The 15,961-nt window shown below is 52.8% G+C and carries 10 protein-coding genes; 4 read left to right on the top strand and 6 right to left on the bottom strand.

The features are described 5' to 3' along the window. Window positions 1-112: 112 nt before the first annotated feature. The 4 genes from V7676_RS08105 (at window position 113) to V7676_RS08090 (ending at window position 9,804) form a co-directional block, all read left to right on the top strand. Window positions 113-1,513 (top strand): multiheme c-type cytochrome, encoded by a 1,401-nt coding sequence (locus tag V7676_RS08105; RefSeq protein WP_335659544.1) that lies wholly within the window; start codon window positions 113-115, stop codon window positions 1,511-1,513. Next, complete coding sequence (locus V7676_RS08100; RefSeq protein ID WP_335659184.1) at window positions 1,513-3,507, top strand: heme-binding protein; 1,995 nt, start codon at window positions 1,513-1,515, stop codon at window positions 3,505-3,507. Before V7676_RS08105 ends, V7676_RS08100 begins: the two co-directional genes overlap by 1 nt. Before the next feature lie 182 nt (window positions 3,508-3,689). Beyond that, window positions 3,690-5,621 (top strand): hypothetical protein, encoded by a 1,932-nt coding sequence (locus V7676_RS08095; RefSeq protein WP_442955427.1) that lies wholly within the window; start codon window positions 3,690-3,692, stop codon window positions 5,619-5,621. A gap of 61 nt (window positions 5,622-5,682) precedes the next feature. Continuing rightward, window positions 5,683-9,804 carry a hypothetical protein gene (locus V7676_RS08090; protein WP_335659543.1) on the top strand — a complete coding sequence of 1,374 codons (4,122 nt, stop codon included), beginning with the start codon at window positions 5,683-5,685 and terminating at the stop codon, window positions 9,802-9,804. A gap of 147 nt (window positions 9,805-9,951) precedes the next feature. Here the strand turns inward: V7676_RS08090 and V7676_RS08085 are convergent, their stop codons facing one another. The 6 genes from V7676_RS08085 to V7676_RS08060 form a co-directional block, all read right to left on the bottom strand. Further along, entirely contained in the window at window positions 9,952-10,344 is a 393-nt protein-coding gene (locus V7676_RS08085) for a glycine zipper 2TM domain-containing protein (protein ID WP_442955426.1), read from the bottom strand. Window positions 10,345-10,507: 163 nt separating this feature from the next. Continuing rightward, the gene (locus V7676_RS08080) at window positions 10,508-10,735 is read right to left on the bottom strand and encodes a hypothetical protein (RefSeq protein WP_335659182.1); all 228 of its coding nucleotides are present in this window, start codon (window positions 10,733-10,735) and stop codon (window positions 10,508-10,510) included. Window positions 10,736-10,809: 74 nt separating this feature from the next. Then, a complete protein-coding gene (locus V7676_RS08075) occupies window positions 10,810-11,388 on the bottom strand; it encodes a hypothetical protein (protein ID WP_335659181.1) in 579 nt (192 codons plus the stop codon). 79 nt (window positions 11,389-11,467) lie between these two features. Continuing rightward, window positions 11,468-11,749: a DUF1294 domain-containing protein gene (locus V7676_RS08070; RefSeq protein WP_335659180.1), complete on the bottom strand. Its 282-nt coding sequence runs from the start codon at window positions 11,747-11,749 to the stop codon at window positions 11,468-11,470. 86 nt (window positions 11,750-11,835) lie between these two features. Further along, window positions 11,836-12,195, bottom strand: a complete 360-nt coding sequence (locus V7676_RS08065) for a glycine zipper 2TM domain-containing protein (protein WP_442955418.1) — start codon at window positions 12,193-12,195, stop codon at window positions 11,836-11,838. Between the two features lie 891 nt (window positions 12,196-13,086). Further along, entirely contained in the window at window positions 13,087-15,555 is a 2,469-nt protein-coding gene (locus tag V7676_RS08060; RefSeq protein WP_335659179.1) for a TonB-dependent receptor, read from the bottom strand. Window positions 15,556-15,961 lie beyond the last annotated feature (406 nt).

Genomic DNA, 15,961 nt, shown 5'->3' with positions numbered 1-15,961 from the left:
CATTGAGCTATCAATGCAGCTTAATGTAATAGTGTAAACAGGGTTAACGACTTGGGTCGCGTCGGGCTGATAGAGGGACCTGATCTTCGGATCAGGAGAGGCAACGATGCAAATGGGGAAAAATATTTCGTGGAAACGTAGCTGGTCAGCACTGGCAGCTAGCGTTTTTTGTTTTGCGCTTGCCGGCGTAGCCCTTTTCATATCCTCAATAGCCTCGCCTGCACCTGTTGCCGCCGCTCAGGATTTAGCCAGCGGAACGCATCTCGGAGTCGCTTCGTGCGGAGGTACGACCTGTCATGGGCGCCAAGAAGCCGATGGCGAAATCGTGCGTCAGGACGAATTGATGCGCTGGCAGGAAGAATCCACGCCCGGCGGCGCACATAGCCGGGCCTTTCGCATATTGCGCGAACCGCGCAGCATCGCGATCGCCAAGCGCCTTGGAATCAAGGATGCCGCATCATCGCAACAATGCCTGGGCTGTCACAGCACACCGGCTGCAAAAAAAGGCCCGCGCTTTCAATTGGGTGACGGTGTAGGCTGTGAAGCCTGTCACGGTGCGTCTTCCGGTTGGCTATCCGCGCATTACGCCATTGGAGCCAATCATACGCGCAACGTCTCGCTCGGTATGACTCCGCTCGATAACCCGAAGGCACGCGCCAGCACTTGCCTCGATTGTCATTTCGGCAGCGCGAAAGACGGTCAATTTGTCGATCACCGGATCATGGCTGCGGGTCATCCCCGAATTTCTTTTGAAATGGATCTATTCTCTACGCTGCAACAGCATCATGATGAAGATGTCGATTATGTACGGCGAAAGGGAAAAACTAACAGCGTCCGGTTCTGGGCCGTGGGCCAATCAATGGCACTGGAGCGTTCGCTCAATCTGTTCTCAAAACCTGCACTAGCGCAGCAAGGCATATTCCCTGAATTTTATTTCTACGATTGCCATAGCTGCCATCGCCGGATTTACGACGAGGCTTCTGCCCGTCCCGCATCAATTAATAATCCCGGTCGCCCCATCCCAGAAGGCATGCCGCCCTATAATGACGAAAATATAATCATGCTGAGCGCAGCCATTACAGTGGTCGCGCCCGATCTTGCCGGACAATTTGATAGCCAGTCCAAGGGGTTTCACGCCGCAATGGGCCAAGGCCGTGGTCCGGCTGTCGAAGCTGCTGCAAAATTACGTCAAACTGCAACTACGCTGGCAGACCGTTTCTCTCGCGCCAGCTTTAGCCGCGACCAGACGTTTGAGATTATGGAAACCATTGCCGGGCAAGCAATATCTCCGCGCTTTACCGATTATGAAGGCAGCGTGCAGTCTGTGATGGCGATTGATACTTTGCTCAACGGATTGGTCAATAGCGGTCAGGTGAGCGCATCAGCGGCCACTAGTCTGCGCGGTCAGATCAATGTGGCTTATCAAGCCGTGGATGAACCGAATAGCTATCAGCCCCTGCAATTCCGGCGTGCGCTCGGCAGCGCGGTCCGGACCATAAGGGCGTTACGATAATGCGAAACTACCGTTTCACCGCTGCAATTTCTGCAGCAGCGTTGATCTTGACCTCTTGCGGGGGTGGAGGCGACAGCAATGATTTTGGTGGCACACCATCTCCCTCCCCAACGCCCACACCAGCACCGGTTAATGGCAATGGCGGCGCTTATACACCGCCTGCGCAAGAATCGCTCAGTGTTACAGACGTTCAGACGATTATAGCGCAGGCCGTAGGCGAAGCCACTGCCCGCAGGCTGCCTTCGGTGATCGCAGTTACCGACCGGGTCGGTAATGTTCTGGCCGTGTTTGAAATGAACGGTGCACTTGCGACTGCCACAACCAGCAGTGTTACGTCGAGCGGTTTGAGCATGCCGCCGATTGATGCGCAAAATGTAACCTTTCCTGCTGCTGCTGGAGCAATTGCAAAGGCTGTCACGGGTGCATATCTCTCCAGCGCGGGCAATGCATTTACGACGCGGACAGCAAGCCAGATTGTGCAACAACATTTCCCACCCGCACCGCAAGTTACGGTAGGACTTGAAAGCGGACCTCTATTCGGAGTGCAGTTCAGCCAACTGCCCTGTTCGGATTTCAATGAGCGTTTTAATGCGGGGGGAGGAGCATCAGCTTTGATCGGCCCCAAACGTTCGCCTTTGGGCCTAGCCGCTGATCCAGGCGGATTACCACTTTATAAAAATGGCGTCGTGGTGGGCGCAATAGGTGTTATGGGTGACGGCGATTATGGCTTCGACCCTGAAACTACCGAGGTCACGCCTGATGTCGATGACGAGGAAGCCATAGCTCTCGCAGGAATTCAAGGGTTTGCGCCATCCGCCGCGATAACGGCTAACCGCATAACGGTCGACGGTACTTCACTGCGTTTCAGCGACATGGTGCTGTCGGATCTTTCCCCCTTACAAAACAATTTTGCAGCGATAAACGGTACGCTTGGTAATATTATTTCGGTTACGGGATATAGCAACGGCACGATAATCGCTGGAACAGCCTATGGCACAGAAGCTTCGGGAATTCGTGCTTCTACTCAAACCGAATTTGGTAATAGCGACGCCTTCGTGATGACCGATGGCACTGGCACGAACCGTTTTCCTATTCGTGCAGGCACAGATGGAATAGATGTCGCGCAGCCCCTTACTGCCACAGAAACGCGAGCAATCCTCGAAGAAGCGTTTATCATTATGAGCCGAGCACGGGCGCAAATTCGCAAACCAGAATTCAGCCGGGCGCAAGTGACAATCTCGTTGGTCGATACCCATGGCGAAATATTAGGTATCGTACGCGGTCCAGATGCACCGATATTCGGTTCGGATGTTAGCTTGCAAAAGGCGCGGACAGCCGCGTTTTTCTCTAATAAAGTCGCTGCGTCTCAACTTCTGGGCAATCCCGATAGCGATGTCTCAGCCTTCGTCGGACGTGTGCGGACCTTTCTCGATGACCCAAATGCCCTGACCGGCACCGTGGCCTTTGCCGATCGCTCAGGTGGTAATCTGTCCCGTCCCTATTTCCCGGATGGCGAGCTAGGACGGCCTAATGGCCCGTTGTCACGGCCAATAGCGCAGTTCAACCCCTTTGCTACCGGCCTGCAGGTTGCACTCATTGTCCAGAATCTTGTCGAGCATATCACATTTGTGAGCGGTGGATCAGCAACCGATACCGAGCAACGCTGCACAAACATTCCCGATGCCACATTAGGCCAAAACCGGCTCGAGAATGGAATACAGATTTTCCCGGGTAGCGTACCGGTCTACCGTGGAAATACGCTTATCGGTGGCCTTGGTGTTTCCGGTGACGGTATCGATCAGGATGATATGATTAGCTTTCTTGGTCTCAATAACGCCGGGAAGCGGGTTGGCAGTATCGGCAATGCCCCCATGGCGATACGTGCGGATAATATCGTCGTAAATGTAGGTGCTGGCGTAAGATTGCGCTATGTAAGCTGTCCGTTTAATCCGTTTCTTGATACCGAAGACCAAAATGTCTGCATCGGTCTTTGATCCCAATGTCTGCGATATCTTCTTCTTTCATGCCACTAATGGCGGTCATGTCCGGTCAAACCGACCAGATGGAAGCGCAGCGGCTATCTGTTGAAGAGATGGAAACATCTTTGACCGCATTGCTGGCTAGTGAGCAATTTAAGTGGGTACACACCGGTAGTCCAGACGTTGCATTTGCCGAGATGGATACTTCCGCTGGCATTACTGCAATAGGTGGTCCAACTCCCGAGGATGAAGCCGGGATCGCGGAATCTGAACCGCCGGTGGAGGAACCAGTGGAAGCCGAAATCGTTCCGGTCAAAGTACAACAACTGGAAATGGACTTTGACGGCCTGGATGCCGATGAAGCCTTGATCGATGGTCGTCGCCGTCCGGGTGTACCAAAAGAGCTGCCGGGGCGCGTCACCCAGAATAATCCCGGTGCGATCAGCGCGCCGCCGCCTGAAGCTTTCCCCACCGATGAATTTCCGGTTCCCGATCGCTGGCGCATCATGCAAACGCTGTGTCCGCAAAAAGGTGGCGACGAATCTATTTTCAAAGTTTTTGGCGGCTTACGCGCCAATTGCCGCCCCACATCCGATCCGTATGGACAGAATGTCCTAAAAGGTGACAAACCTATTCCTGCGGATAAAAAGCCGTCCTTCCTGAAAGGTGATGACTGGTTTTTTGTCGTCAACGCAATTTCCGATACGGTAATTGAACCGCGCAGCTTTCCTATTCCTGTGGGCGTACAAACCACCGAACGCCCCGGCAGCATTGACGTATTCGGACGCTCAGGATCAGAAGTCTATGCGCAGACTTTTATCACCGGTTTCGCGCTCATTAAAGGCTCTACCGCCTATAAGCCACCTGACGTAGAATATCGCCTTACGCTGGCAACGCAGATCAACCATGTAAACGTGCCGGAACGCCGCGTGCTGTTTGTCGAGCCTTCCAAAGCTTCGAACCGGACAGACTATTTTATTGGCGTACAGGAAGCATTTTTCGACTATCATATCCGCAATACATCCGCGCGCTATGATTTTGACAGTTTCCGCATCGGTATCCAACCAATGCAGGCCGATTTTCGGGGATTCCTGTTTCAGGATAACCAACTTGGCGTACGTCTGTTCGGCACGCGCGACAATAACCGCGTCCAATATAATCTCGGCGCCTTTGTGCAACTCGAAAAAGACACCAATAGCGGCCTGAACGACATTACGCAGACGCCGCGCGAAAGTTACATTCTTTTTGCCAATCTCTATCGTCAGGACATGCCCTTTGTTGGTCTAACCAGCCAGTTTAGCGTTACCTATAATATGAACCGCGAAAAGAGCGATATCGAGATTGACGATAACGGCTTTCCAGTTCGCCCGGCCCTGATCGGTGACTTGCGTGGCCGGGCCTATGATGTTGTCTATCCGGGCTATGCCGTGGATGGCCGGATTGGCCGGATCAATGTTACCGGACAAATTTACGGTGCCTTTGGCGAAGACCGCAACAGCATTTTTACCAGTGATCCGGCAAAAATTGCTGCCTATTTTGCCGCCGCAGAAGCAAGCTATGATGTCGATTTTTTACGCTTTCGGGTATCCGGCCTGTTCGCTAGCGGCGATAGCAATCCTTATAATAATACCGAATCTGGTTTTGACTCGATATTCGAAAACCCCATTTTTGCTGGTGCCGATACCAGCTATTGGATCAGGCAAACCATTCCTTTTGCCGGAGGTGGCCGGGCGGTCAGCATTAATGGTCGCAACGGTATCCTTAATTCATTGCGGTCATCCAAGGAACAGGGCCAAAGCAATTTCAACAATCCCGGTACGATATTAGCAGGCGTAGGGGCTGATGCCGATTTGACGCCGGAGCTTCGGCTGTCGGCCAATGCAAACCATTTATGGTTCCACAGAACCGAGACATTGGAAGCATTGCGCAATCAAGGGGGCATCTCCAAGGATATTGGATGGGATTTATCAACCGCCGCTATTTACCGGCCCAAAGCCACCCAGAATATGGTTTTCCGTTTATCCGGTGCGACGTTACTCCCCGGAAAAGGTTTTCAGAATCTCTTTGACCAGACCGATAAGCGTGACTTCCATTATTCCATTCTCATCAACGCAATATTGGCCTTCTGATATGCAGCTTCCCAACCTTCCCAAATCAACGGCAGCGCATTTTCCGCACGTGATACAAAGTATGGTGGCGCTGGCTTTTGCTGCTTTGTTGCTTATTTTTGGTTCGTCACAAGCGCTTGCTGCAGGCACAGAAAAACCGCAGAAAATTGACTATAGCTTCTCGCCGCCGGCACCGCAAAACCAGACATGGGATGCAGCCAACGGCAAAAGCGTGGGCTGCGTCTCTTGTCATACCGACAGCGATCAGAAAACCATGCACGAGACACCCGCCGTGGTGCTGGGCTGTGTCGATTGCCATGGCGGCGACGCCAGTGTTACCGGCGACAATGAATGGGGCAAGAAAAGCCCACAATATATGTTTGCGCTCAAGAAAGCCCATGTTCTTCCTAAATATCCTGAAAGCTGGCACTGGCCCTCTTCCGCCAATCCCAAGCGCAGCTATACATTGCTCAACAAGGAATCGCCCGAATTTGTCCGGTTCGTTAATCCGTCAGACTATCGCGTAGCACGCGAATCCTGTGGTGCGTGCCATATGGAAATTATCGAGGCCTCCGAACGCTCTTTAATGGCAACCGGCGCCATGCTTTGGGGCGGAGCAGCCTATAATAACGGTATTGTGCCGTTTAAAAATTATGTCTTTGGCGAAGCCTATACCCGCAAAGGATTGCCCGCGACGATCAAGTCACCGGGTAGCCCGCATGGGACAGTTACCGATGCGGAAAAAAAACGCGGCGCTCTACCCATATTATATCCCCTGCCCACTTGGCACACTATCCCGCCCGGAGATGTGTTTCGCGTATTTGAACGCGGCGGCCGCAATATCAACACGCAATTTCCCGAAATTGGCCTGCCTAATATTGGAGGAATCATTCAGCGGCTGGAAGAACCAGGTCGTCCCGATCTAAAACAATCCAATCGCGGCCCTGGCACTGGATTGCGTGTCGCTATTCCGGCGCTCAATATCCATAAAACCCGTCTCAACGATCCGTTCACCTGGTTCATGGGCACCAATGACCAGCCCGGCGATTATCGCCAGTCCGGCTGTGCCAGTTGCCACGTCGTTTACGCCAATGACCGCGAACCGCGCCACAGCCTGATCTGGGCGAAATATGGACGCGATGGTCAAACGCAGACCAATGATCCGACGATCCGCAACCTGAAAGAAGGCGAACACCGCTTCGGAACCTATGGCACCTATGATGCCTCCCATGGCAAAGAAGGTGATCATGGCGAGAAAACTGCGGAACATGGCGATAGTCATGGAGATGCTCACGAAGAAGATCACAGCAATGACATAGCCGCAACGGACCGGGAAAAAGGCCACCCGATCCAGCATGCTTTCACACGCGCTATTCCAACCGCGCAGTGCATGAATTGCCACATGCATCAGCCCAATATCTTCCTGAATAGCTTTCTCGGCTACACAATGTGGGATTATGAATCCGATGCGCCGCTCATGTGGCCCGGCCCCCATAACACCACACCCAAGCCAGAGGGTATGAGCGACGAAGAATATCAAAAGATCTACAAGCAGCAAAAATATCCAACCGCTGCGGAAGTGCGCAAGGTTCTCGATCGCAATCCGGAAGGCGCTTCACCCAAAGGGCTTTGGGCCGATTTGGATTTCCTGCGCAATGTCTATGACCTCAACAGTGAGGCAAAAGACACGCAATTTGCCGATTATCACGGCCATGGCTGGAATTTTCGGGCCGTATTGAAACGGGATCGCGATGGCAACTTGCTTGATGAAGATGGCGCGATTGTCGAGAATGATGATCCGGAAAAATTCCGCAAGGAAGGCGAAGAAAAATTCGTCAAACCCGGGATCAACCCCGGTAAGTCCGTCCATATGATGAGTATTCATGCCGAGGTTGGCATGCAATGCGCCGATTGCCATTTTGCACAGGACAGCCACGGCAACGGCCTCATCTATGGTGAAGTCGCTAATGCCATCGAGATTAATTGTAAGGACTGCCACGGCACAGCCGACGCCTATCCGACGTTAATGACGTCCAACGTAGCTGCCCGGCCCAAAGGCAATAATCTTAGCCTGTTGCGCAATGCAGATGGACAACGCCGTTTTGAATGGATGCAGGATGCAAACGGAAAGCGCGTGTTGCTTCAACGCTCGATCGTCGATCCTGAGCTAAGCTGGCGGGTCAGTCTGGTCAAAAACGCTGTGGATCGCTCTCACCCTGACTTTAATCTGAAAGCTGCGCGCGCCAAGCTCATGTCAAAAAGCGGGGCGGAAACGGGTAAATTTACATTTGGTAGCGGCGTGCCTGCATCTGACCGTGCCCATAAAGACGAAAATATGGTCTGTTTCACCTGTCACCTTAGCTGGACCACCAGTTGCGGTGGATGCCACCTGCCAATCGAAGCCAACTGGCAAGCGGACAGCCATAAATATGAGGGCGGTACCACCCGCAACTATGCGACCTATAATCCGCAGGTTGCCCGTGATCAGATGTTCCAGCTCGGCCGTCATCAAACGACCAAAGGCAGCGTCATCGCCCCGGTTCGCTCGACCTCGGCATTAGTGCTTTCATCGACTAATATTAACCGCGAACGCATCTATGTTCAGCAACCGCCTATCTCGGCTATCGGCTTTTCCAGTCAGGCCTTTGCGCCGCATTTCCCGCATACCGTGCGGAAAACAGAGACCAAGCAGTGCTCCGATTGCCACTTGAGCGAAGCTAACGACAATAATGCGATTATGTCGCAGCTCTTGTTACAGGGCACAAATTTCGTGAATTTCGTTGGCCTCCATGCGTGGGTGGGAATGGACAAAGGCTTTGAAGCCGTCCGCGTCACCGAATGGGATGAACCACAGGCGGTTATCGGATCCTACCTTCAAAAATATGCCTATCCCGATTATTGGAAGATGCATGTTGAGGATAACGGACGGGAGCTGATCGACTGGGTGCGCGGAGAAAGGTTGGACAAAGATCTTTCCGGTGAAACCAAAGCGCTCGAACAATTTGCCAATGTTGTTCAAGGCACCGGGGACAGTGTCCGCTGCCTGCAACTACGCGGCGAATATATGTTCGTTGCCGAAGGCAAAGGCGGATTCCGCGCCTATGACGTGGCCTCTATCGGTAATAAGGGCTTCTCCGAACGTATCATCAAAGCGCCCTTCTCTTCCTTGGGTCAAGACACCCATGTGAACACGAAGAACGCGACCTGCATGGCAATTTCTACCAACCAGCCCATTGCACCGGGACGCAATACCAAAGAATTGCGCGAAATTAACGAGGAACAAGCCTTCCACCCCATCTATAATTATGCGGTCATCACCGACAGCGAAGAAGGCCTGATCCTCGTCAACATCAACACATTGTCCGATGGCGAATTCCGCAATAACTTCTTCAAACGGTCGCTTACATGGAATGAAGGCGGTGTATTGAACGGTGCGCAGCATATCACGCTGGCAGGTCATTATGCCTATATCACCGCTGCAAGCGGTCTCGTAGTGATCGATCTAAATGATCCTTTGAAACCGCGCCATGTCATCACCATGCCAATGACTGACGCCCGGGCCTCAGCTCTCCAATTCCGCTATTTGTGGGTAACAGATACCGATGGTGTAAAACTGTTCAACATTACGGATATGGAAAAACCGGTTCCTGTTGAATCCGGCACAATTCCGCTGAATAATGCGCGCCGGCTCTATCTCGCCCGCACCTATGCCTATATTGCGGCCAAGGATGAAGGGTTGATCATTGCTAACATCACCAAACCGGAAGCACCCGCCATATATCGTAAAGAGACATTTGGTGGTCAGATGAATGATGCAGAAGATGTCATCGTCGGTTCAACCAACGCGACGCTATTCGCCTATGTCGCGGATGGCCGGAACGGGTTGAAGGTGATCCAACTGACATCACCAGATAGCCAGCCCAATTATTACGGCTTCTCGCCGCCGCCAAAGCCGGAGCTTATTGCTTTTGCAAAAACTCCGAAACCTGCGCTCGCATTGTCCAAAGGTTTGGATCGTGATCGGGCCGTGGATGAAACCGGCGGTCAGATGGCAGTATTCGGACGCTTAGGCTCTCGTCCCTTTAATCGCAGCGAGATGGAACGCTTCTATCTCAACAGCAAGGGCAAGCCTTATTTCGTCAAGGACGAACCCAGCCTGTCGGATTGGATCGGACCGGTTCCACCGAAACTGGCGCGTCGCTGATCCAATGGCCTCTACCGGAAATGGTTGGGGACCGCAGTCATAGACCACGGCCCCCGTTCCTCGATACGCGACCCGAGGAATGAAAGGCGCCCTGTATTCCAACGCGGAATACGGAGCGCTTAACTTTAATAGATATGTGGCTTTGCCTTAGCAGTTACCGTCAATTGCCCGTCCAGCCAGCGCACCAACGGCTCCGCCAATGATCGTGCCTTCGGTCTTATCACCTCGGCGAGCAACTTCATTGCCGAGCAGTCCACCGGCAATCGCGCCGATTATGGTACCGCCTGTACCGCGGTCACATCCGCGATAATTACTGCGGCGGTCGTCGCGATAACGGCGACGGTCCCGACGGTTATCATAGCGATCACCGCGATAATAATCGCCGCGGCGATAGTTACGATGGTCATTGCCTCTGACTTGCTGATAATAGCCGTCATTATAGCCTTGCTGATATCCCCGTGCCTCGGCTGGGGCTGCGAAAGCCATGGTTGAAACAGCTGCGGTGGTGATGGCGAGCGTTCCTAAAATCTTGTTGATCATTACTTCTACTCCAAAAAGGATCATCGCGATCCGACTCGTTTCTTGCCCTACAACGATGCTTTTACGGGTCATCGCTTGACCATTAGCTGAATGTCGATTTTATCTTAGGTTCATATTAGAGGAGTGTTTTATGAACATTTTGTCATTATCACTATGACCGAGGCTAGGGCAAAAGCTCTTCACGCTTTTTCGCGACATCTTTCATGCCAGCCCACGGATCACCGGCTTTTTGGCCAGATTCGCTGTGCGCCGCTTCCGCATCATTCCCCTGTGCAACCGGTGTGGCCGGTGGATCTGCTGCGACACAATAGGCAGTGACCAACACCATGGCTGACCACCACAGCGCATTATTGCGACTGGCAAAGACTCGAGACAGGCGAGGACCGAACATGATTCCTGTTTTATCGGATCATTCTTAACATTCGGTAGCAGAGGCCCCCGACCAGCGGGAGCGAGGGCAAACCCTTACTGACAAGCCTTCAAAAAAGCCGTCAACGCAGTGCCTGATCCATTTAAATGCATGCTGAACTTATTCCCGTTCAGATTGACATAGGCCCGGCTTCCCTGTGCCAGCGCGCGAAACAAGCTATGGGAATTGGGCAGATAGAACTGCGGCATATGATATTCTTCGCCCTCGATATTGACCGGCAACATCCGCGCCAGCACACCGATGGACTGGCCGTCATCGACCCGTACCGTAAAGCCGAAGCGATCCTCTGCTACCAATTCCTTGGGCTTTGCCATGATTTGATTGGCAATCCGGATGCTGCCGTTTTTCTGTTTCTCACAGGCCACGTTCCAAAGCAGGTTATCTGTCTCGGGCACTTCAAAGGCCAGATTGGGGTTATTGTCGTAATTGGTATAATGCCATATCATGCCAAAAGCCTGCCCGGCATCGGGATAGTCTTCGCGTGACGGAACCACCGGCTTAGCCGTCTTATCCGCGCCTGTTGGCGGACTGGCCGACTGCGCAAAAAGCGGGGTGGCGACCATGGCGAGCGCGGCGGCGGCCAGAGTGACGATGCGTAATACTTTTTCTACCATATCCAATGGCTTAGCACCGAAATTAGCGGTTTGTTAACCCTATAATATATTAAATCGAAAAAGGTCGCACATGTGCCGCTTAGGCCAGAAAATAGACCGCGCCGCCAAATAGCACCACGCCCTGAAACATCACGATATTTTGCAGCCTATCGCAAAATGGCTGTTTGCGCGTTTTGTGTCGGAACACCGCCCGGCCGGCATAGGCCCCTGCTGTTCCGCCGATAAAGGCCAGCCCCAGCAAGCTCGATTCCGCCACGCGCCAACCGCCGCTTTCTGCGCGGACCTTATCCCAACCGAACATGCAAAATGTCCATACGTTGATCAGCAAAAGCGCGAGTAATATGTTGGCAGAAGTAACCATAGGCAGCGGGATTAAACCTGACCGGTTTTCCCCGCAACCCATGTTATTTCAATCGCATTGACAGGAGCGGCCAGCCCCCACTTGCGTTAGCGGCACTTCATCCCGCCGCGATCAATTTCGCGGCCCAATAGCGCGCCGCCTGCTGCGCCCAATAACGTGCCCACAGTCCGGTCCTGTCCGCCATCAAGTTCCCGCCCGAGCAGCGCACCAACTGCGCCGCCGATGATCAGGCCGGTCGTGCCATTGTCACGCTTGCAGTGATAACGCCCGTCTTTCCCGCGCCAAATCCGGTCATTGCGACCAAGCGCCACGGGCTCGGCATAGCGGCCATGTTTATCATAGCGGTGGTGATGTTTGCTTTTGGCGACGGCTGTCGGAGCGGTCAGCATAGCGCCCGCAGGAACAACCAACGAAGCGGCGGCGAGTGACATCAGTATGTTACGCATATTAAACTTCCCATTTATTTTTATAATGTGACCGGGTTTTACAATTTGAAATATGAACGGATAGTGACGCGATTGTGGCGTCGATGTTCATCGGCTTTGGGATTTGAGCTTTTGCGGTCACTCTCCATTCTCGTCATCCTGAACCGTCCTCTCGTCATCCTGAACTTGTTTCAGGATCTCGTGGGGCTGGGAGGATAGATCCTGAAACAAGTTCAGGATGACGAACCGAGGCGGCATGGAATGAAAAGGAAAGGAAAAATCTAACGCCACACGACACCATCCCTAGTTCACACCGAAGCCCCTTTTTCTTTGCTCTTATTTTTCGCGCCGTGGCCCATCTCGTCGCCCGGTGGAAGCCATCCGATCGAGATGCGATAAGGGCACCAAAGCGCCCTATTGCAAGGGTTTTAAGCGTCCCGATATAGCGCCCGCCGCGCATCACGGGGCGGTATCGGCCCATGCGGATACGCTGAAACACCGTTTCGAGTGTGACCTTTGGTGGGGGTGTATTTTGCACGCCCAATATGGAATCCCATATAGCGACAAAACTGTCCGTTCCCGGCTTACTGCAGTTTTTGACAGCGTCACTGCGCGGGTCGGATTGGGAGTGTGGGTGGTTTTTCATGGCGCGGATTAACGCATAAAGCGGCGCATGTAGGAAAGCATTTTTTTGCGGTGCGTTGACACATCCGGTCAAACCACACCCGATTCCTCATCCTGGATTTGGTTCAGGAACCTAGTAGCGCGACCCTGTACCCATGACTTTCCAACCCACCGTCTATATCGACGTCACATCAAACCCGACGTAACGCATCCATCGCCACCATGAGGGCATCGTAGCAGCCAGAACAAAGCATACGCCCGACCTTTATGGCCGGGCGTTCTTGCCTATCAATCAAATTTGAACCCAAAGGTCACACCATAGGTTGCCGGCATGCCCGCAAACCGGGACGCGCCATCATACGACTGATGAACCGAAGTCCAGTAATATTTATCCAGGATATTCTTGCCCCAAGCCATAACCTTCCAGCGGCCATCTTCGGCTTCATAGCCCAGACGGGCATCGACGGTCGCATAGCCTTTGATACAGAATACGCAATCGACACCCGGCTTGGCATAGGAACCGGTCGTATTGAAATAGTCGATCTCTCTCGCCGCGATCACCGAATCCGCTTTGGAACGAGCACTTATTGTGAAGCCGACGAACGGCGTACCCCCTCCTGATGTTTCCGCGCGGTAATCGACATTGAAAGTACCCGACAATTTCGGCGTAAAGGGCAGCGTAGCGCCGGAGTGATCGAAATTTGTTACCCCCACGACATTGATGGCCGTATAGTCTGTGATCTTGGAATCAAGATAAGTGGCTGCAGCAGACACGGTCAGACCGTCAACAGGGCGGATGGTTACGTCTGCTTCGATCCCGAACACCCGTGACTTGGGAACATTGATCAATGCATCAAGCTGATTGAAGATAATGTCCGATAGCTTGCCGCGAACCTGCTTGTCCTTATAGTCATAATAGAAGACAGCGCCGTTAACCGAGCCGCGCCCGTCCATGAACTTGGCTTTCACGCCTCCTTCATAGGCAGTAAGCACTTCCTGATTTACCGGCGAAAACGCGGCAATATTTGAGGCCGTCAACGACGGAAAACTACCCGCCTTATAGCCGCGCGACACATTAGCGTATAGCAGCAGATCCGAATTAACCTGAAAATCCACGCCCCCTCGCCATGAAATATTGTCTTCCTCTAGCGTCGCGAAAACCGGCACCCCGATCGGGACATTTTGTTCGTTGAGCGAATAACAATCATCCGGCCCAACCGGCGTAAATGGCGTGCCACCACCAACCGCATTGCCAAGGAAGTTAAAGAAAAGATCCACATTACCGCCCGGAATGGTAGTATTGCAAAGCTCTGCTTTGTTGCGAGAATTAGTATAACGGATACCACCTTTCAGGACGACCCGATCATTCACGCTGAATTCGGCATTTCCAAAGAGCGCATAATTGCGAATATCCTGATAGGTATGGACCGCCGGGGCATTAATAAACATTGTACCGGCCCGGTATGCCGTGTGCGTGAAACGAACGAGATAATCCTCGTCAGTTTTGCTATCCTCATAATTAAAACCGACAAGCCAGCGTAAGCGTTCAGCATTATCGTTAGCGATACGCAATTCCTGGTTGAACGATTTTATCCGGCCAGTCTGATCTACAATGTTGCTCTGAAGATATTCCGTACCGCTGGTGCTGACATTTTGAAGCTGGTCATAGTCGCTATAGGATGTCAGCGACGTGATCGTGATCTCGTCGGTCAGGTCCACATCTGCCCGCAATGAAGCCTGCACAAACTTGCGGTCACTAAATGGTGAGAAATCCACCAATGGTGCCGAACCAGGGACAATCGCACCTCCCCCGGCAGGAGTGCCTAGTGCTGGATCAAATGTCGTCCCAGTCCAGTCGGCCGCTCTTGCATTATTGGGTGCAAAGTTGATCCCATTCGTATAATTGTCAATCACCGCTTGCTGGATTGCAGCGGAGGAACTGGACGGCCGAAAAGCAATCGACTGCTGCGCTTGAGGATCGGATTTATCCTTAAATCCGTTAATGTTCAGCAAGAACCGAGCAGAGTCCGAAGGTTCAAACTCGAACAGGAAGCGTCCTGCGACATAAGACTTGGAGCCATTTGTATCCCGGCGGGTTACACTTTTCTGCCAGTCATCCGAATTCAAACCGGTAACCGCCAACCGGACACCCGCATTGTCACTGACAGGGCCGCTAACGAAGGCATTGCCTTCTACGGTGTTGAACCGGCCATAGCTAATATCGCCGCCGGCCTGCCAAGTATTGGTCGGCTTTGCAGCGACAAAGTTGATCGCGCCGCCGGTCGCATTTTGGCCAAATAGAGTGCCCTGCGGACCTTTCAGAACTTCGATACGCTCAAGGTCGAAGGCGGCGTGTAAAGTCATTACGGGAAAGGCCAGCGGTACCTCATCAACATATGAACTGACGGCAGGATAAACGCCCAGCGACTGTTCATTGAAGCCAATACCACGTAACGTCAAAATTGGGGTTGCACCTGCACTGGGAGCATAGCTCAGCCCCGGAACCGCCGCAGCGATATCGTCTAAACTTGATATCTTGCGATCCGCGAGCATTGCACCCGATATGGCGGTAATGGTCTGACCGACCTTGCTCAGGCTTTCCTCACGCTTGTTAGCGGTGACGATAATATCGCCTGCAAACGCCTTTTCGGCATCAGCACTGGCGCTATCCGGCGTATTCTGCGCGTAAGCGGCACCCTGAATTGCTATGACGGACACACCCGCACAGGCAGCCGCCCAAACTCGTCTAAATTGCATATTCTCTCTCCCTAACTTATTTTTTTCGGTGGTATGCCAAAACATACGGGCGGGCGGGCAAGCGAAAACCTATGCCAAGGCCCAATCAATATCTTTAGCATGCTACCATCTTATCCATAGAGGCGATCTTATCAGCGATCAAGTGCTAGAATGTTAGCGTTCTAAATATTCACAAATTTTGGGAGATTTTTGAGGGACCCGAAGAAGCGGCGGAACGCTAGTATCCCTTGGTAGGGCCGATAGAAACCAGCATGAATCGTTGATACTCGGCTCGGGGCGTTCCCGGGCCGTAGGAAAGTGAAAGTTTCGATTCAATTGTAAACAGCCAGCTCTGGTACAAAGCCGTGGTTCAGCACGCCGGCATCGCAATCGGAGGGGTTTCGTACGGCATGCAGTATTAGTCCAT

This window comes from Parasphingorhabdus sp. (assembly GCF_036963805.1).
GTDB lineage: Bacteria > Pseudomonadota > Alphaproteobacteria > Sphingomonadales > Sphingomonadaceae > Parasphingorhabdus.
This window is presented reverse-complemented; position numbering and strand designations above follow the sequence as displayed.